The organism is Serratia sp. JSRIV004, assembly GCF_019968705.1.
Taxonomy (GTDB): Bacteria; Pseudomonadota; Gammaproteobacteria; order Enterobacterales; family Enterobacteriaceae; genus Chania; species Chania fonticola_B.
On record NZ_CP074140.1, the window covers coordinates 6,032,497 to 6,051,771 of the forward strand.

General features: G+C 52.8%; 19 protein-coding genes. 17 read left to right on the forward strand and 2 right to left on the reverse strand.

Going from position 1 to position 19,275, the window contains the following annotated elements:
- The first annotated feature begins 86 nt into the window (after positions 1-86).
- The 16 genes from mioC (at position 87) to KGP21_RS28765 (ending at position 17,075) form a co-directional block, all read left to right on the forward strand.
- On the forward strand, positions 87-527 hold the full coding sequence (gene mioC / locus KGP21_RS28690) for an FMN-binding protein MioC (RefSeq protein WP_223536727.1): 441 nt from the start codon (positions 87-89) through the stop codon (positions 525-527).
- A 381-nt stretch (positions 528-908) separates the two neighbouring features.
- On the forward strand, positions 909-2,798 hold the full coding sequence (gene mnmG / locus KGP21_RS28695) for a tRNA uridine-5-carboxymethylaminomethyl(34) synthesis enzyme MnmG (protein ID WP_021181433.1): 1,890 nt from the start codon (positions 909-911) through the stop codon (positions 2,796-2,798).
- Between the two features lie 139 nt (positions 2,799-2,937).
- Positions 2,938-3,558, forward strand: coding sequence for a 16S rRNA (guanine(527)-N(7))-methyltransferase RsmG (gene rsmG / locus KGP21_RS28700; protein WP_071682660.1), 621 nt, complete (start codon positions 2,938-2,940; stop codon positions 3,556-3,558).
- 636 nt (positions 3,559-4,194) lie between these two features.
- Positions 4,195-4,578 (forward strand): F0F1 ATP synthase subunit I, encoded by a 384-nt coding sequence (atpI, locus tag KGP21_RS28705; protein ID WP_021181431.1) that lies wholly within the window; start codon positions 4,195-4,197, stop codon positions 4,576-4,578.
- A 21-nt stretch (positions 4,579-4,599) separates the two neighbouring features.
- Positions 4,600-5,376, forward strand: coding sequence for a F0F1 ATP synthase subunit A (gene atpB, locus KGP21_RS28710; protein WP_021181430.1), 777 nt, complete (start codon positions 4,600-4,602; stop codon positions 5,374-5,376).
- Positions 5,377-5,425: 49 nt separating this feature from the next.
- Positions 5,426-5,665 (forward strand): F0F1 ATP synthase subunit C, encoded by a 240-nt coding sequence (atpE, locus tag KGP21_RS28715; protein WP_004393045.1) that lies wholly within the window; start codon positions 5,426-5,428, stop codon positions 5,663-5,665.
- Between the two features lie 58 nt (positions 5,666-5,723).
- Positions 5,724-6,194, forward strand: coding sequence for a F0F1 ATP synthase subunit B (atpF, locus tag KGP21_RS28720; RefSeq protein ID WP_021181429.1), 471 nt, complete (start codon positions 5,724-5,726; stop codon positions 6,192-6,194).
- Positions 6,195-6,208: 14 nt separating this feature from the next.
- A complete protein-coding gene (gene atpH / locus KGP21_RS28725) occupies positions 6,209-6,742 on the forward strand; it encodes a F0F1 ATP synthase subunit delta (protein ID WP_024527380.1) in 534 nt (177 codons plus the stop codon).
- Positions 6,743-6,754: 12 nt separating this feature from the next.
- On the forward strand, positions 6,755-8,296 hold the full coding sequence (gene atpA, locus KGP21_RS28730; protein ID WP_021181427.1) for a F0F1 ATP synthase subunit alpha: 1,542 nt from the start codon (positions 6,755-6,757) through the stop codon (positions 8,294-8,296).
- Between the two features lie 57 nt (positions 8,297-8,353).
- Entirely contained in the window at positions 8,354-9,217 is an 864-nt protein-coding gene (atpG, locus tag KGP21_RS28735; protein WP_021181426.1) for a F0F1 ATP synthase subunit gamma, read from the forward strand.
- Between the two features lie 32 nt (positions 9,218-9,249).
- Positions 9,250-10,632 carry a F0F1 ATP synthase subunit beta gene (gene atpD, locus KGP21_RS28740; RefSeq protein WP_021181425.1) on the forward strand — a complete coding sequence of 461 codons (1,383 nt, stop codon included), beginning with the start codon at positions 9,250-9,252 and terminating at the stop codon, positions 10,630-10,632.
- A 20-nt stretch (positions 10,633-10,652) separates the two neighbouring features.
- Positions 10,653-11,072, forward strand: a complete 420-nt coding sequence (locus KGP21_RS28745) for a F0F1 ATP synthase subunit epsilon (protein ID WP_004933814.1) — start codon at positions 10,653-10,655, stop codon at positions 11,070-11,072.
- A gap of 294 nt (positions 11,073-11,366) precedes the next feature.
- The gene (gene glmU, locus KGP21_RS28750; protein WP_115160431.1) at positions 11,367-12,737 is read left to right on the forward strand and encodes a bifunctional UDP-N-acetylglucosamine diphosphorylase/glucosamine-1-phosphate N-acetyltransferase GlmU; all 1,371 of its coding nucleotides are present in this window, start codon (positions 11,367-11,369) and stop codon (positions 12,735-12,737) included.
- Between the two features lie 189 nt (positions 12,738-12,926).
- Positions 12,927-14,756 (forward strand): glutamine--fructose-6-phosphate transaminase (isomerizing), encoded by a 1,830-nt coding sequence (gene glmS, locus KGP21_RS28755; RefSeq protein ID WP_218520083.1) that lies wholly within the window; start codon positions 12,927-12,929, stop codon positions 14,754-14,756.
- A 122-nt stretch (positions 14,757-14,878) separates the two neighbouring features.
- Positions 14,879-15,994 (forward strand): hypothetical protein, encoded by a 1,116-nt coding sequence (locus KGP21_RS28760; RefSeq protein ID WP_223536728.1) that lies wholly within the window; start codon positions 14,879-14,881, stop codon positions 15,992-15,994.
- A 1-nt stretch (position 15,995) separates the two neighbouring features.
- The gene (locus KGP21_RS28765) at positions 15,996-17,075 is read left to right on the forward strand and encodes a GNAT family N-acetyltransferase (protein ID WP_223500571.1); all 1,080 of its coding nucleotides are present in this window, start codon (positions 15,996-15,998) and stop codon (positions 17,073-17,075) included.
- 97 nt (positions 17,076-17,172) lie between these two features.
- On the opposite strand, the gene KGP21_RS28770 is transcribed toward KGP21_RS28765, so the two are convergent.
- Both KGP21_RS28770 and KGP21_RS28775 read right to left on the reverse strand, forming a co-directional pair.
- Complete coding sequence (locus tag KGP21_RS28770; RefSeq protein WP_021181420.1) at positions 17,173-17,487, reverse strand: DNA-binding transcriptional regulator; 315 nt, start codon at positions 17,485-17,487, stop codon at positions 17,173-17,175.
- Positions 17,484-17,825: a hypothetical protein gene (locus tag KGP21_RS28775; protein WP_021181419.1), complete on the reverse strand. Its 342-nt coding sequence runs from the start codon at positions 17,823-17,825 to the stop codon at positions 17,484-17,486. Before KGP21_RS28775 ends, KGP21_RS28770 begins: the two co-directional genes overlap by 4 nt.
- Positions 17,826-18,192: 367 nt before the next feature.
- On the opposite strand from KGP21_RS28775, the gene pstS reads away from it, so the two are divergent.
- Positions 18,193-19,233, forward strand: a complete 1,041-nt coding sequence (gene pstS / locus KGP21_RS28780) for a phosphate ABC transporter substrate-binding protein PstS (protein ID WP_021181417.1) — start codon at positions 18,193-18,195, stop codon at positions 19,231-19,233.
- Positions 19,234-19,275: the final 42 nt, after the last annotated feature.

The window sequence follows — 19,275 nt, forward strand, 5'->3', positions numbered from 1 at the left end:
TATACCCATATTATCCACAGGTAGATCCCAGCTGATTCACAGAGTACAATACGGCCTCTTGAGTTTAAGGTTGGGATCATTCATTCATGGCAGACATCACTCTGATCAGTGGCAGCACGCTTGGCAGCGCAGAATACGTGGCTGAACATTTGGCCGAGAAACTCGAAGAAGCAGGTTTCTCAACAGAAATGCTGCATGGCCCTGAATTGGATGAATTGACGCTGTCAGGCCGCTGGCTGGTGGTTTCCTCCACTCACGGTGCCGGTGATTTACCAGATAACTTGCAGCCGCTGCTGGAACAACTGGCAGAGCAGCAGCCTGATTTATCTCAGGTGCAGTTTGGTGCCGTCGGTTTGGGCAGTTCTGAGTACGATACCTTCTGTGGTGCGATCAAACAGATCGACGATCTTTTCCAGGATCGTGGAGCGAAAAGGATCGGCGATCGTCTCGAGATCGACGTGACCCAACATGAAATTCCCGAGGATCCTGCCGAAGAATGGCTGAAGAATTGGATTATTTTACTCTAATTCGGTTAAAGATCGCGCGAACGATTGTGTATAACTAGGCTTGAAAGCAGGGTATAACCGGTAGTTATCCCAATAACAACCGTCGTACGCTTTCTGTCCTGTGGATAACATGCCATTTAGATCCCAGCTTATACTGACCAGGATCACCGATCATTCACAGCAAACGATCCTGCTTAATCGGCTGATCTTTATCTGGAATAATCACTTATCCACAGAGGATCGCGATCCTAATAAGAGATCTAATAAAGAGATCTTTAAATAAAAAAGATCTTCTTTTAATTACCTAAGATCCTGACCGCTTGGTCGATCGACTAAACTTGAGTAGAATCCTCCCCCCAGGGCAAACAACGATCGTTCGCAAGTACTCCGAGGTGCTGTTCCATGTTTTATCCAGAGCAATTTGACGTCATTATCATCGGTGGTGGCCATGCCGGAACCGAAGCCGCCATGGCTGCGGCACGTATGGGACGTCAGACTTTATTACTGACCCACAATATTGACACGCTGGGACAAATGTCCTGTAATCCGGCGATCGGTGGTATCGGGAAAGGGCATCTGGTCAAGGAAATCGATGCACTCGGCGGGCTGATGGCCAAGGCGATCGACCATGCAGGCATTCAGTTTAGGATACTAAACGCCAGCAAAGGCCCGGCAGTGCGAGCCACTCGAGCTCAGGCAGATCGCGTCCTGTATCGCCAAGCCGTTCGTACCGCATTGGAGAACCAGCCAAACCTGATGATCTTCCAACAACCGGTTGAGGATCTGATCGTCGAGAACGATCGAGTGGTGGGTGCGGTGACCCAGATGGGGCTGAAATTCCGTGCCAAAGCGGTAGTACTGACCGTGGGCACCTTCCTGGATGGCAAGATCCACATCGGCCTGGAAAACTACAGCGGTGGCCGTGCCGGGGATCCTCCGTCGATCTCTTTGTCACAGCGTCTGCGTGAATTGCCTCTGCGTGTCAATCGCCTGAAAACGGGTACACCTCCCCGTATCGATGCACGCACCATAGACTTCAGCGTTCTGGCTGAGCAGCATGGCGATACGCCAATCCCAGTGTTTTCTTTCCTGGGCAACGCCAGCCAGCATCCGCAACAGGTTCCGTGCTACATCACGCACACCAATGAAAAAACGCATGACGTGATCCGCAATAACCTCGATCGTAGCCCGATGTATGCCGGGATCATCGAAGGGATCGGCCCACGCTACTGCCCATCGATCGAAGACAAAGTGATGCGCTTTGCCGATCGTAATGCGCACCAGATCTTCCTGGAACCTGAAGGGTTAACCAGCAACGAGATCTACCCGAATGGGATTTCCACCAGTTTGCCGTTTGACGTTCAGATGCAGATCGTACGTTCGATGGAAGGGATGCAAAATGCCCGCATCGTTCGCCCTGGTTATGCCATCGAGTACGATTTCTTCGATCCACGCGATCTGAAGCCGACGTTGGAAAGCAAATTTATTCAAGGGCTGTTCTTCGCAGGCCAGATCAACGGCACCACCGGTTACGAAGAAGCTGCTGCACAAGGTCTGTTGGCCGGGTTGAACGCCGGGCGTTATGCCGTTGAAGACGAAGGCTGGTCACCACGCCGCGATCAGGCTTACCTGGGGGTACTGGTAGACGATCTCAGTACTCTGGGCACCAAAGAGCCGTACCGCATGTTTACCTCACGTGCCGAATACCGTCTGATGTTGCGTGAAGACAACGCCGATCTGCGCCTGACGGAAAAAGGCCGAGAGCTGGGGCTGGTTGACGATGAACGCTGGCAGCGCTACTGCGAAAAGCTTGAGCACATCGAACAGGAACGCCAGCGTCTGCGTGATATCTGGGTGCACCCGCATTCAGAGAACGTCGAACAGGTTAACGTCCTGCTGAAAGCGCCTCTGTCACGCGAAGCCAACGGCGAAGAATTGCTGCGCCGCCCGGAAATGGATTATGGCCAACTGACCGCAGTAGCTGCTTTTGCTCCTGCACTGGCAGACACTGAAGCCGCTGAGCAAGTGGAAATTCAGGTGAAATACGAAGGCTACATCGCTCGCCAGCAAGATGAGATTGACAAGCAGCAGCGCAACGAGAACACCGTGCTGCCGCTTGATCTCGATTATCGTCAGGTCTCCGGATTGTCCAATGAGGTGATCGCCAAATTGAACGATCACAAACCTAACTCGATCGGCCAGGCTTCGCGCATTTCCGGTATCACCCCAGCAGCGATCTCCATTTTGCTGATCTGGCTGAAAAAGCAGGGCTTACTGCGCCGCAGCGCATAAATACGCTCACCGAGTGGCCGTTTGCCTATCTGCTGAGCAAACGGCCGCTGACATCACCTCAAGCCTGAATTATCATAGACTGCCTAAGAGAGCAGTTGCAGATTGGCCTGCTGTTCCACGCCTGTCAGAGGACTCTGTTGTGCAAAAAAAATTGGATTCGTTGCTTTCGGCGGCTGGAATTTCGCTTCCCGATCAACAAAAACAGCAATTGTTGGGCTATGTCGCTATGCTCGACAAGTGGAACAAGGCTTACAATCTCACTTCCGTTCGCGATCCGCAGCAAATGCTGGTGCGTCATATCATGGACAGCATCGTGGTGAATGCCCATCTGACAGGTTCACGCTTTATCGACGTTGGCACCGGTCCTGGTTTGCCTGGCATTCCGTTGGCAATAGTGCGGCCCGATGCGCATTTCACCCTGTTAGACAGCTTGGGCAAGCGCGTACGCTTCCTGCGGCAGGTTCAGCATGAGCTGGGGTTGAACAATATCGAGCCGGTACAGAGCCGTGTAGAAGAGTTTGTGGCAGAACCGCCGTTTGATGGCGTGATCAGCCGTGCTTTTGCTTCACTGCAAGACATGTTGGCCTGGTGTCACCATCTGCCAGCCAAAGGGCAGGGGCGTTTTTATGCGCTGAAAGGGGTTTGCCCGCAAGACGAGTTGGCTCAGTTGCCAGAAGGGATTGCTTTGGAGTCGGTGGTGCGTTTGCAGGTGCCGGAGCTGGAGGGCGAGCGCCATTTGATCGTCCTGAAAGCTCACTAAAGCCAAATCAGAATTGTTTAGCATCAAATAATCAGCGATTGGTGTAGGGTATAGAAGATAAATAGCAAGCAGGCTAATCATATAGGTTCTCCCCTTAGCTTATTTACCTTTGATTAACATTGTTGTGTCAAAAATGCATCATTCCAGTGGGTGATAGTCACGTTAGCAACAATGTGTGAAAGATTCCGATTTGCTGTCAGTGTTAATTGAGTGTTGCTTTATTATTCCTGTGAATGTCAATAAAAGGTTTTTACGGGGTATAAGGATTGTTTTTGAACGGTTACGTTGTAATGATTTGATTTATAATATTTTTTGATCGCCCAAAAAGCTAAAGACCTCGGTCGTGAACCTGGGCTATAACTCATTAATAGTCAGTATTGTGATCGGTTGCACGTTTCTTACCGCAACCGTGGAATAGTCAGACAAATAAATGCGAGCGATTATTCCGGCCATTTTCTTGTGAAAAGAGCCCGAAAAGGGGAAATTTAAATAATTGTTCACCTTTTCGCTACTTATCGATTGAATTCGTTGGAGTGGCCCGTATAATTTGCACGTTTTTTGCTGCTTGACTCAGAACCGCAAAGGCAGTTTTATACGTCGGCATACCCCCTCAGGGGTACGGAGAGAACAAACGTCATGTCTGTGTCCCTGTACAGCGGAAAAGTTGCACGCAAGTTGCTGTTGCTGCAGTTAATGACTTTTGTTTTGATCAGCGCTGCCTTCGGCCTGAAAAGTCTGGAGTGGAGCGGTTCGGCACTGGCAGGTGGCCTGGCTGCCTGGTTACCCAATGCCATGTTTATGCTGTTTGCCTTGCGTCACCAGGCACAGACGCCGGCACCCGGACGGGTTGCCTGGTCGTTCGCCATTGGTGAAGGGCTAAAGGTCGTGATCACCATCGTTTTGCTGATCGTGGCGCTTGGGGTGTTCAAAGTGGCGTTTGTACCGCTTGGCCTGACCTATTTAGCGGTGTTAGTGGTGCAGATAGTGGCACCCGCCGTGATTAACAGTTACCGAAATTAACTAAATAAGGGTAGAGGCATCATGTCTGCAGAGGGATTCAACAGTCCACAGGAGTATATCGGTCACCACCTGACGCAGCTTCAGGTCGGGACTGGTTTTTGGTCGATTAACCTCGACTCGATGTTTTTCTCCGTCGTCCTCGGGGTGGTTTTTCTGGCTATTTTCCGCAAGGTAGCCAAAAACGCCACCAGTGGCGTTCCCGGCAAGCTGCAAACCGCCGTTGAGCTGATCGTTGGCTTTGTCGATAACAGCGTCAAGGATATGTATCACGGCAAGAGCAAGGTGATTGCTCCGTTGGCGCTGACGGTGTTCGTCTGGGTATTCCTGATGAACCTGATGGACCTCATCCCGGTTGACTTCCTGCCTTATATCGGAACCCAGCTTGGTCTGCCGGCACTGCGTGTCGTCCCTACCGCCGACGTGAACATCACGCTGTCGATGGCGTTGGCCGTATTTGTCCTGATCCTGTTCTATAGCATTAAAATGAAAGGCATTGGTGGGTTCGTCAAAGAGTTAACCATGCAGCCGTTCAACCACCCGGTATTTATTCCCATTAACCTGATCCTTGAAGGTGTCAGCCTGCTGTCCAAACCTGTTTCACTGGGTCTGCGACTGTTCGGCAACATGTATGCGGGTGAGTTGATCTTCATCCTGATTGCTGGTCTGTTGCCGTGGTGGTCACAGTGGATGCTGAGTTTGCCTTGGGCAATCTTCCACATCCTGATCATTACGCTTCAAGCCTTTATTTTCATGGTTCTGACGATTGTCTATCTGTCGATGGCGTCTGAAGAGCACTGATTTTCTTAAAACACTTGCACTATTAAACTGAAACAAACTGGAGACTGTCATGGAAAACCTGAATATGGATCTGCTGTACATGGCTGCCGCTATTATGATGGGGTTAGCGGCAATCGGTGCTGCGATCGGTATCGGCATCCTGGGTGGTAAATTCTTGGAAGGCGCTGCACGTCAACCTGATCTGATCCCGCTGTTGCGTACACAGTTCTTTATCGTTATGGGCCTGGTTGACGCCATCCCGATGATCGCTGTTGGTCTGGGTTTGTACGTGATGTTTGCTGTCGCGTAAGTAGGGTTCACACTCTACAAAGAAACCACATTATTAACTTTTAAAGAGGCATTGTGCTGTGAATCTTAACGCAACAATCCTCGGCCAGGCTATCGCGTTCATCCTGTTTGTCTGGTTCTGCATGAAGTATGTATGGCCGCCAATTATGGCTGCCATCGAGAAGCGTCAGAAAGAAATTGCTGATGGCCTCGCTTCCGCAGAACGTGGCAAAAAAGATTTGGACTTAGCGCAAGCCCATGCGACCGACCAGCTGAAAACTGCCAAAGCGGAAGCCCAGGCGATTATTGAGCAAGCAAACAAACGCAAAGCTCAGATCGTGGACGAAGCGAAAGCAGAAGCCGAGCAGGAACGTAACAAAATCGTGGCGCAGGCTCAGGCTGAGATCGAAGCCGAACGTAAGCGCGCTCGTGAAGAGTTGCGTAAGCAAGTCGCGATGCTGGCAATTGCCGGTGCCGAGAAGATCATCGAACGTTCCGTGGATGAAGCTGCTAACAGCGACATCGTTGATAAACTGGTCGCTGAACTGTAAGGAGGGAGGGGCTGATGTCTGAATTTATCACCGTAGCTCGCCCCTACGCCAAAGCAGCTTTTGACTTTGCCGTTGAGAACCAAAGCGTAGAACGCTGGCAGCAAATGCTGGCGTTTACTGCTGTTGTCACGCGTAATGAACAGATGGCGGAACTGCTTTCCGGTGCGGTAGCACCAGAAACCTTGTCCAACACGTTTATTGCGGTTTGTGGCGATGAGCTCGACGAACATGGCCAGAACTTTATCCGTGTAATGGCCGAAAATGGGCGTTTACTGGTCCTTCCTGCGGTGCTGCAACAGTTCATCGAACTGCGCGCCGCGTTGGAATCCACCGTCGAAGTCGAGGTGCTCTCATCGAGCGCACTGAACGACACACAGCAAGCCAAGATTATCGCTGCGATGGAAAAACGTCTGTCACGCAAAGTTAAGCTGAATTGCAAAATTGACAAGTCTGTACTGGCCGGTGTCATTATCCGTGCTGGTGATCTGGTGATCGATGGCAGCGTACGTGGCCGTCTCGAGCGCCTGGCAGACGTCTTGCAGTCTTAAGGGGACTGGAGCATGCAACTGAATTCCACCGAAATCAGCGAACTGATCAAGCAGCGCATTGCTCAGTTCAATGTAGTGAGCGAAGCTCACAATGAAGGTACCATCGTTTCCGTCAGCGACGGGATCATCCGCGTACACGGTTTGGCCGAGGTTATGCAGGGCGAAATGATCGCACTGCCAGGCAACCGTTACGCAATTGCATTGAACCTGGAGCGTGACTCTGTAGGTGCCGTGGTAATGGGTCCGTATTCGGATCTGGCCGAAGGCATGAAGGTAAAATGTACCGGCCGTATTCTGGAAGTTCCGGTTGGCCGCGGCCTGCTGGGCCGCGTAGTCAACACCCTGGGCGCACCTATCGACGGTAAAGGCCCGGTTGACAATGACGGTTTCTCTCCGGTTGAAACTATCGCACCTGGCGTTATCGAACGTCAGTCTGTTGATCAGCCTGTACAGACCGGCTACAAATCGGTCGACGCCATGATCCCAATCGGTCGTGGCCAGCGTGAGCTGGTGATCGGCGACCGTCAAACCGGTAAAACCGCCCTGGCGATCGATGCGATCATCAACCAGCGCGATTCCGGTATCAAATGCGTTTACGTGGCTATCGGCCAGAAAGCGTCCACCATCGCTAACGTTGTGCGCAAGCTGGAAGAGCACGGCGCACTGGCCAACACCATCGTGGTTGTGGCTACCGCGTCAGAATCCGCTGCACTGCAATACCTGGCACCATATGCCGGTTGCGCAATGGGTGAATACTTCCGTGACCGTGGTGAAGATGCGCTGATCGTATACGATGACCTGTCCAAACAGGCCGTTGCTTACCGTCAGATCTCCCTGCTGCTTCGCCGTCCACCAGGTCGTGAAGCTTACCCAGGCGACGTATTCTACCTCCACTCCCGTTTGCTGGAGCGTGCTGCGCGTGTTAACGCCGACTACGTTGAAGCCTTCACCAAAGGTGAAGTCAAAGGCCAAACCGGTTCACTGACCGCTCTGCCGATCATTGAAACCCAGGCGGGTGACGTTTCCGCGTTCGTTCCGACCAACGTAATCTCGATTACCGATGGTCAGATCTTCCTGGAATCAAACCTGTTTAACTCCGGTATTCGTCCGGCGGTTAACCCGGGTATTTCCGTATCCCGTGTGGGTGGTGCAGCACAGACCAAGATCATGAAAAAACTGTCCGGTGGTATTCGTACCGCTCTGGCACAGTATCGTGAACTGGCTGCGTTCTCTCAGTTCGCTTCCGATCTGGACGATGCAACGCGTAAACAGCTGAGCCACGGTCAGAAAGTGACCGAGCTGCTGAAACAGAAACAGTATGCGCCGATGTCCGTCGCACAACAGTCTCTGGTGCTGTTTGCCGCCGAGCGTGGCTACCTGAACGACGTAGAAGTGGCGAAAGTTGTCAGCTTCGAAGCCGCTCTGGTTGCTTTTGCGGACCGCGAGCATGCCGAACTGCTGAACCACATCAACCAAACTGGTGCTTATAACGATGAGATCGAAGGCAAGCTGAAAGGCATCCTCGATACCTTCAAGGCAACCCAGTCCTGGTAACGCATAGCGGCCTGACGTTGCAAGACGGCAGGCCGCTGGCAATGAGGAGAAGCAGAGATGGCCGGCGCAAAAGAGATACGTAGTAAGATCGCCAGCGTGCAAAACACGCAGAAGATCACTAAAGCGATGGAAATGGTCGCCGCCTCCAAAATGCGTAAATCGCAGGAACGCATGGCGGCCAGCCGTCCTTATGCAGAGACCATGCGCGAGGTGATTGGTCACCTGGCTTTAGGGAATCTGGAATATAAGCACCCGTACCTGGATGAGCGTGACGTTAAGCGCGTCGGGTATCTGGTGGTGTCTACTGACCGTGGTCTCTGTGGCGGCTTGAACATCAACCTGTTCAAGAAGCTGTTGGCAGAGATGAAAGGCTGGTCTGAAAAAGGCGTTGAAGCTGATTTAGCGCTGATTGGCTCAAAAGCGGCCTCTTTCTTTGGTTCCGTGGGCGGCAACGTGGTTGCCCAGGTGACCGGCATGGGGGATAACCCTTCCCTGTCGGATCTGATCGGTCCAGTGAAAGTGATGCTGCAAGCCTACGACGAAGGTCGTTTAGACAAGCTGTACGTTGTCAGCAACAAATTTGTTAATACGATGTCCCAGGAACCGCAGTTACTGCAACTTCTGCCATTGCCACCTTCTGATGACAGTGAACTGAAGAAAAAATCCTGGGATTACCTGTATGAACCCGATCCAAAAGTGCTGCTTGATACCTTGCTGCGCCGTTATGTGGAATCGCAAGTTTATCAGGGCGTCGTGGAAAACCTGGCCAGCGAGCAGGCCGCACGAATGGTCGCGATGAAAGCCGCAACCGATAACGGCGGTAGCCTGATCAAAGAGCTGCAGTTGGTATACAACAAGGCGCGTCAGGCCAGCATCACTCAGGAACTCACCGAGATCGTTTCGGGAGCCTCCGCGGTTTAAGCTAGGTTTACGAATTACGTAGAGGATTCAAGATGGCTACTGGAAAGATTATCCAGGTAATCGGCGCCGTGGTGGACGTCGAGTTCCCTCAGGATGCCGTACCAAAAGTGTACGACGCTCTTGAGGTCGCAAACGGCTCCGAGAAATTGGTGCTGGAAGTTCAGCAACAGCTGGGTGGCGGCGTGGTTCGCTGTATCGCAATGGGGACCTCAGACGGTCTGCGTCGTGGTCTGGCCGTAACCGACCTGCAGCACCCAATTGAAGTACCGGTAGGTAAAGCTACCCTGGGCCGCATCATGAACGTATTGGGTCAACCAATCGACATGAAGGGCGACATCGGCGAAGAAGAACGTTGGGCTATTCACCGCCCGGCGCCAAGCTACGAAGAGCTGTCCAACTCTCAGGATCTGCTGGAAACCGGTATCAAGGTAATGGACCTGATCTGCCCGTTCGCCAAGGGTGGTAAAGTCGGCCTGTTCGGTGGTGCTGGTGTAGGTAAAACCGTAAACATGATGGAGCTGATCCGTAACATCGCGATCGAGCACTCCGGTTATTCTGTGTTTGCGGGCGTGGGTGAACGTACTCGTGAGGGTAACGACTTCTACCACGAAATGACCGACTCCAACGTACTGGACAAAGTTTCCCTGGTTTACGGCCAGATGAACGAGCCACCTGGTAACCGTCTGCGCGTTGCGCTGACCGGTTTGACCATGGCTGAGAAGTTCCGTGACGAAGGTCGTGACGTACTGCTGTTCGTCGATAACATCTACCGTTATACCCTGGCCGGTACCGAAGTGTCCGCACTTCTGGGCCGTATGCCATCGGCGGTAGGTTATCAGCCAACGCTGGCGGAAGAGATGGGTGTTCTGCAAGAACGTATCACCTCTACCAAGACCGGTTCAATCACCTCTGTGCAGGCCGTTTACGTTCCTGCGGATGACTTGACTGACCCATCACCAGCCACCACCTTTGCTCACTTGGATGCAACCGTGGTACTGAGCCGTAACATCGCTTCTCTGGGTATCTACCCGGCCGTTGACCCGCTGGATTCCACCAGCCGTCAGCTGGATCCGCTGGTAGTTGGCCAGGAGCACTACGACGTAGCGCGTGGCGTGCAGTCTATTCTGCAACGCTACCAGGAACTGAAAGATATCATCGCCATCCTGGGTATGGACGAGCTGTCAGAAGACGACAAGCTGGTTGTATCCCGTGCGCGTAAAATCCAACGTTTCCTGTCTCAGCCGTTCTTCGTGGCAGAAGTCTTTACCGGTTCTCCGGGCAAGTTCGTATCGCTGAAAGACACCATCCGTGGTTTCAAAGGCATTATGGACGGCGACTATGACCACCTGCCGGAGCAGGCGTTCTACATGGTTGGCACCATTGAAGAAGCAGTGGAAAAAGCCAAGAAACTGTAACGCCTTGAGAGGAGGGTGATATGGCTATGACTTACCATCTGGATGTCGTCAGCGCGGAAAAACAGATGTTTTCCGGCCTGGTGCAGAAGATCCAGGTGACAGGCAGCGAAGGCGAACTGGGGATCTTCCCTGGCCATGCGCCGCTGCTGACTGCCATCAAGCCTGGCATGGTGCGTATTGTTAAACAGCACGGTGAAGAAGAGTTCATCTACCTGTCCGGCGGTATCCTTGAGGTACAGCCGAGCGTGGTAACCGTGCTGGCGGACACTGCCATCCGTGGAACGGACCTCGACGAAGCGAGAGCGCTGGAAGCTAAGCGTAAAGCTGAAGAGCACATCCGTAGCTCTCATGGCGATGTCGACTATGCTCAGGCATCTGCTGAACTGGCGAAAGCGATCGCGAAACTGCGCGTTATCGAGCTCACCAGAAAAGCGATGTAAATTCCCGCGTTGCCTGCAGCGTGTGGAAATAAGAAAGCGGCCCCTGTGGGTCGCTTTTTTTTTGTTTTAAAATAAGCGTTTCATCCGGCTAGGCATTGTGCTGTATTAGCGCTTTCAGTTGAATTAAGCGTCGCCGATCGCCGACAGTTTTTTCACCGTACGGTTGGATTACAGCCATTGGCGGCAGGCTAGGAGCCATGCGGCCTGCGCCGGATTCGTGTAGAGAAATATGTAGTAATTCCGCCATCAAACGGTTTTACTTTCGTCCATCAAAATGGAGTTATCAGGTTGCTTATGTCTAACAGCGCAATGAGCGTGGTTATCCTCGCCGCGGGCAAGGGAACACGCATGTATTCCGACCTTCCCAAGGTGTTACATCCGCTGGCGGGTAAGCCAATGGTGCAGCACGTCATTGATGCCGCCATGAAGCTGGGCGCCAAAAACGTCCATCTGGTTTACGGCCACGGCGGCGAGCTGCTGAAAAGCACCCTGCGCAATGATGCACTAAACTGGGTGTTGCAGGCTGAGCAGTTGGGAACTGGCCATGCTATGCAGCAGGCGGCACCGCATTTTGCCGATGATGAAGACGTGCTGATGCTGTATGGCGATGTGCCACTGATCGCCGTCGAAACGCTGACGCGTCTGCTGGCAGCCAAACCTCAGGGGGGGATCGGCCTGCTGACAGTGAAGCTGCAAGACCCGAGCGGTTATGGCCGCATCGTACGCGAAAACGGCACCGTGGTGGGTATTGTCGAACATAAAGATGCCAACGATGAGCAGCGCCAGATTAATGAGATCAACACCGGCATTCTGGTGGCCAATGGCCGCGATCTGAAGCGCTGGCTGGGCAAGTTGAATAATAATAACGCGCAGGGTGAATTCTATATTACCGACATCATTGCCTTGGCGCATGCCGAGGGTAACAAGATTGAGGCGGTACACCCGGCGCGCCTGAGCGAAGTTGAAGGCGTGAATAACCGCCTGCAACTGTCCCAGCTTGAACGCGTGTATCAGGCTGAGCAGGCAGAGAAGTTGCTGCTGGCTGGCGTGATGCTGTTGGATCCGGCACGCTTCGATCTGCGTGGCGTACTGGAACATGGCCGTGATATCTCCATCGATGCTAACGTGATTATCGAAGGCATGGTCAAGTTGGGTAACCGCGTGAAGATCGGTGCTGGCTGCGTACTGAGAGACTGCGTGATTGGCGACGACTGCGAGATCAGCCCTTACAGCGTGCTGGAAAATGCGCAGCTGGAAGCGGCCTGTACCGTTGGCCCATTTGCCCGTCTGCGCCCTGGTGCCGAACTGGCAGAAGGTGCCCACGTTGGCAACTTCGTGGAAATCAAAAAGGCTCGCCTGGGCAAAGGCTCCAAGGCTGGCCACCTGAGCTATCTGGGCGACGCCGAAATTGGCGACGATGTGAATATCGGTGCCGGTACCATTACCTGCAACTACGACGGTGCCAACAAGCACAAAACCATTATTGGCGATGGCGTGTTTGTCGGTTCGGACACTCAGCTGGTGGCTCCGGTCACCGTAGGTAAAGGGGTGACGATCGCTGCAGGTACCACGGTGACCCGTGATATTGCGGATAATGAGCTGGTGTTGAGCCGGGTCAAGCAGGTGCACATTCAAGGCTGGCAGCGTCCAACCAAGAAAAAGTAATATTTTTACCTCCCTCTCCTTTGGGAGAGGGGTGGTGATAGGGTTTTGCTCTGTACTTTCGCTAAAGAGTACAGAGCAAAACATAATAATCCCCATTCTCTACAGGCTCGGGGAAGCACGGTAAAACCGGCAAAAATCAGGTCGAGACATCGAAAGCGCCCGCAAGGCGTTTAATTAGGAATACAACAGATGTGTGGAATTGTAGGTGCAGTAGCGCAACGTGATATCGCCGAGATCCTGCTGGAAGGTTTACGCCGCCTGGAATATCGGGGCTATGACTCAGCGGGTCTGGCCGTGGTGGATAGCGAGGGGAACGTCAGCCGTCTACGTCGTGTCGGTAAAGTACAAAAACTGGCTGAAGCGGCAGAGCAACAGGATCTGCATGGTGGTACCGGGATTGCCCATACCCGTTGGGCGACGCATGGTGAACCTTCAGAAGCGAACGCGCATCCTCATGTTTCAGATTACATCGCGGTGGTGCATAACGGCATCATCGAAAACTACGAACCGCTGCGCGAACAACTGATTGAGCGTGGCTATCACTTCAGTTCTGAAACTGATACCGAGGTGATTGCTCACCTGGTGCATTGGGAACAGAAGCAGGGCGGTACGCTGCTAGAAGTGGTTCAGCGTGTGATCCCGCAGTTGCGTGGCGCTTATGGCACCGTGGTGATGGATAGCCGCGATCCGAGCGTATTGGTGGCTGCCCGTTCAGGTAGCCCGCTGGTGATTGGCCGTGGCGTAGGCGAAAACTTCATTGCCTCCGACCAACTGGCCCTGCTGCCGGTAACCCGCCGCTTTATCTTCCTGGAAGAAGGCGACGTGGTAGAAGTGACCCGCCGCACCGTCAGCATTTTTGACAAGCAGGGTAATGCAATTGAGCGCCCAGAGATCGAATCTCAGGTGCAATACGACGCCGGTGACAAAGGCGCGTACCGTCATTACATGCAAAAAGAGATTTTTGAGCAGCCAATGGCGCTGAAAAACACCCTTGAGGGGCGTTTCAGCCATGGCAAGATCGACCTGAGTGAGCTTGGCACGCACGCTGACGAACTGCTGTCAAAAGTGCAGCACGTGCAGATCATCGCCTGTGGGACTTCTTACCACTCGGGGATGGTGGCTCGTTACTGGTTCGAGGCGCTGGCCGGTGTGCCTTGTGACGTCGAGATCGCCTCTGAGTTCCGTTATCGCAAGTCTGCGGTACGCCCAGGCAGCCTGATCATCACCCTGTCTCAATCCGGCGAGACGGCTGATACGCTGGCAGCGCTGCGCCTGTCCAAAGAGCTGGGCTATTTGGGTTCTCTGGCGGTGTGCAACGTGGCGGGTTCTTCGCTGGTGCGTGAATCCGATCTGGCGCTGATGACCAAGGCCGGTACCGAAATCGGCGTTGCTTCCACCAAAGCCTTTACCACCCAGCTTGCTGTATTGCTGATGCTGGTGGCGCGTTTGGGCCGCCTGAAAGGCATGGCGGAAAGCGTAGAGCATGACATTGTGCACGGTCTGCAAGCGCTGCCTGCGCGTATCGAGCAGATGCTGTCATTGGACAAGAGCATCGAAGCGCTGGCGGAAGGTTTCTCTGACAAGCATCATGCCTTGTTCCTTGGCCGCGGCGATCAATACCCGATCGCGATGGAAGGGGCGCTGAAGCTTAAAGAGATCTCCTATATCCACGCCGAGGCGTACGCCGCCGGTGAGCTTAAGCACGGCCCGCTGGCATTAATCGATGCCGACATGCCAGTGATCGTGGTTGCGCCTAACAACGAGCTGTTGGAGAAGCTTAAATCCAATATCGAAGAGGTGCGTGCCCGTGGTGGCCAGCTATATGTGTTTGCCGACCAGGATGCTGGCTTCGTCAGCAGCGAAGGGATGACCATCATCCCACTGCCGCACGTGGAAGAAATCGTCGCACCGATCTTCTACACCGTGCCGTTGCAGCTTTTGTCCTATTACGTCGCCCTGATCAAAGGTACCGATGTGGATCAGCCACGTAACCTGGCGAAGTCGGTTACCGTGGAATAATCGTTAACCTTCCTGCTATGAATACCGTGTTGGGTGACTCAACACGGTATTTTTTTCGCCCCAGTTTTACCATTAACGCTATGATTGGCGGGTGATGCTACAGGGAAGGGTATACGTAGATAATGAATATTTTGATTACTGGAGCACGGGCTCCGGTCGCAATAGAGTGGGCACGTATTGCGTTGCGCAGCGGGCACCGCGTCTGGTTGGCGGACAGTCTTAAATGGCCGCTGGGCCGCTTTTTACAAGGGATTGAAGGTTATCTACGGCTTCCCTCACCGCGCCAGGACCTTGCCGGTTATCAACAGCAGCTGCAAGGCTATCTCGACCAACATGCTATTGGGTTGCTGATCCCTACTTGTGAGGAGATCTTCTACCTCTCCCAGGCGTTTGCTGCGTATATCGGGCCTACCGAGTGGCTAATGCCAGAGCGGCAGTTGCTATTTGAACTGCATCATAAATATCAAAGCCTGAGCCTGTTAACGGCATTGGGCGAGGTGCGGACTCCCGCGACCCGATTACTGATCTCTTGCTCGCAAATTGCAGACGATCCCCAGACCATTTTGAAACCGGTTTATTCACGCTTTGGTCGCCAAGTGATCCGTACGCCAAAACCGGGTGTATTGAACGATCGGCAGCTCAACGAGCATATCCCCTGGGTGCAGCAGCAGAAATTAAACGGCGTGGCCTTGTGCAACTATGCCGTGTTCGAACATGGCAGGCTGATCGCTCATCAGGCATATCAACCCAAATATTGTTTCAATCAGGCCGCAGGCAGCTACTTTATCCCCTATCAGGATCGGCGGCTGGACGATTTTGTCTGTCAGTTTGGGGAAAAAACCGGCTTTCATGGCCAGGTGGCGTTCGATTTTATCGAACAGGACGGGGTGATTTTTGTTATTGAGTGTAACCCCAGGGCCACCAGCGGCCTGCATTTGTTGGGGTCTCAGATGTCCATCGCCGCCGATGGGCAATTGCAATACCAGCCAGCGCAGCCCAAGGCAGGACATGTGGGCGTGATCATACTGTTATTCTTTGCCTGGCAGGCTTGGCGCGATAAGCAGTTGGCGACGCTATGGCGGGATTTTCACCAAGCACCTAATCTGCTCAACGATCACCGTTGGCCGATAAGTGCCGGAGCGCAGTGGTGTGCGTTGTTAGAGATGGGATACCGCAGCTTACGCTATCGGCGGCCCCTCACCGATGCCAGCACTTTCGATATCGAGTGGGACGGTTAGCATGGAGCAGGTTAATGATTGGCAGCGCCTGCAAGTGGCTCTGCTACAACAACCAGGCATGATCGCCAATCTCCAGACGTCGATGACCGAGTATCAACAGGATGGTTTCTGGATACCGGCGACGGTTAATGATTACGTACCCGGTAATTGCTATGTGGTTTCCCCGTTGGCGCTGATCGTCGATTACGCGCGGGATGAAATTATCAAAATCGATAACGGCGCGTTGCGGGCGCTGTGCAACGGGCTGACGCTGCTGCTTAAGTGGCCCTTATTGCTGGCACACGTCGATCGGCTCCAGGTGCTGAATAATCAGTGCCTTTCGACCAATATAACCAGCAGCCACTGGCAATCCCTGGATACCGACGCGTTGCGGCAACAGGCATTGCAGCGCTATCCCCAGCATACGTTGATGATCCGTTCGCTTAATGGGCAGCAGACTCCCGAGTTGTTGGCGCGGCTCTCCCGGCAAGGTTGGCTGCCTATCGTCAGCCGTCAGGTTTATTGCCTGGACGATCCTTTACGCTGGTGGGGAAAAATCAATGCGCGCCGGGATGACAAACTGCTGCATCAGATGGGATGGGAGTTCAAACGGCTGTCTGCCGATGCTCCCGAGCTGATGCAGTGTGCCGAACGCCTTTATAACCAGCTCTACCTGGATAAATACAGCCGCCAGAATGTGCAGTTTACCGCTGGTTATTTATCTCAGGCCTCGCAACTGGGTATGTTGCAACTGTACGGTTTGTTCCACCAGCAGCAGATGGTGGGGGTGTTGGGAATGGTTCAGTTGGAACAGACGGTAACGGTGCCGATCGTCGGCTATCGGACGGAATTACCCGCATCATTGGCGCTATATCGTCGGCTGATCGCCTTTGCGTTACGCTACGCCATGGATCGTAAGCTGTTTCTCAATTTGAGTTCTGGTGCGCCAGATTTTAAGCGGGTTCGCGGTTGCCAACCGGAGATTGAATACAGCATGGTTTACGTCCGGCACCTGAACGTTTATCAGCGTAGCGTTTGGGCGATGATTTCCTGGCTTTCCCGCAAGGTCTATCAGCCGTTGCTGAGGCATTATCAGTTATGAGGGGCATGAAGCTTGGAAAATCCGGGTGCCGTTCAAAAAGCACACCGGATTTACTATGACTGGACCGGAGTAATGATTAACCTCTGCTTGATGTTGATTACAAGGCAGCTAACGTATCCAGCGTCATGGGGTCTTTTTCAACCATACGGATCAAAAGAAGTGCCTGTTTGTTGGGTTTGGCTCTGCCCTGTTCCCAGTTTTGATAAGTAGTGACACCGGTATGCAAGTAATCCGCAAAAACGGCTTGTGAAAGACGCAGTTTTTCACGTATTGCTTTTAACTCGTCTGGTGACATAGATATGTTTTTTTTCAGTGATACGGCGTGGGTTTTAAGCGTGATTTTACCCTCATTGTAATCACTCCAGTCTTTCATTCCCTGGGATAGTTCTTCAAAAAGGCTGAGTTCGCTCATAAGGTGCCCCCTTGTTTCAAAATTTCCAACATCCTACGCAGCATCTCGCGCTCGTTGCGGCTAAGGTCATCTTTTTTGTCTTTGTCGTAAATGACAAAAAGCAAAAAGTGAGACTTTTCAAGCCACCAATAATAGATCACCCGCAAGCCACCTCGTTTACCTTTTCCACGACGGTGATCCGCAAATCTGACCTTCCTTAACCCGCCAGTGTGCTGGATAACATCACCGCAGAATGGATTAATCAGCAGCATCTGCTGGAATGTCTTGAATTCATCATCGGAAAGATAATCAGCACGCTTCGCTTCAAAAATACTTAACTCAACAAATATAGCATCCATAACCAGATATCTCCCTGCTACTTGGGGATATTCTACCCCCAAGTTGGGTATACATCAAAGGATGATATGCTGGTTTTTTTGCCGCTTTTGGCAATATGACAAGCGTGTAAAAAAGAGCGAAAACCGCTCATATTCAGAGAGATAGTGCAGCAACAGGCAGATTTTTGCAGATTGTTTTTTGCCTAAAAATGACGTCATCTCACTGATTTTAATCAAATAAATATCAACCACCCTCCGCTGTAATATAACTGTCATATTTCGTACATTTTACTGTCACCAAACTGTCCTATTTTCCCTCCTGCAGCAATACTTACTCTGATGAAAACGACTCAACGTCGATTTTTGAAATATCCCATTAGGAGGGATTATGAAACTGATGCGTACCACCGTCGCCAGTATTGTGGCAGCGACTTTCTCTTTGGCCTCTGTGTCCGCCTTCGCTGCTGCTAGCCTGACCGGTGCAGGTGCGACATTCCCCGCTCCGGTGTATGCCAAGTGGGCAGATTCTTATCAGAAAGAAACCGGCAACAAGGTTAACTATCAGGGGATCGGTTCCTCTGGTGGTGTGAAGCAAATCATCGCCAACACCGTTGACTTTGGTGCTTCTGATGCCCCGCTGTCCGATGAAAAACTGGCTGCGGACGGCCTGTTCCAGTTCCCTACCGTGATCGGTGGTGTGGTACTGGCGGTGAATATTCCGGGCATCAAATCCGGTGAGCTGACTTTGGATGGTCAAACCCTGGGTGATATCTACCTGGGCAACATCAAAAAATGGAATGACCCGGCGATCGTTAAGCTGAACCCGGGCGTCAAGCTGCCGGATCAGGCTATCGCCGTGGTGCGTCGTGCTGATGGTTCCGGGACTTCTTTCGTCTTCACCAGCTATCTGGCCAAGGCTAACGCGCAGTGGAAAGAGAAAATTGGTGCAGGCTCAACCGTAAACTGGCCAACCGGCCTGGGTGGCAAGGGCAATGACGGCATCGCCGCGTTCGTTCAGCGTCTGCCTGGCTCTATCGGCTACGTTGAATACGCTTACGCCAAGCAGAACAACCTGGCCTACACTAAATTAGTGTCTGCCGATGGCAAAGCGGTCAGCCCAACCGAAGAGAGCTTCAGCGCCGCAGCCAAAGGCGCGGATTGGAGCAAAACCTTCGCGCAGGACCTGACCAACCAGAAAGGCGACAACGTCTGGCCAATCACCTCCACCACCTTCATCCTGGTGCACAAAGAGCAGAAGAAGCCTGAGCAGGGCGCTGAAGTGCTGAAGTTCTTTGACTGGGCTTACAAGACCGGTGCCAAACAGGCTAGCGAACTGGATTACGCCGCCTTGCCTGCCGAAGTGGTCGAGCAAATCCGTGCTGCCTGGAAGACCAACATCAAAGACAGCTCCGGTAAGGCCTTGTTCTAACAACGCAGGGGGTGCGGAAGACCGCGCCTCAACCTGACTGTC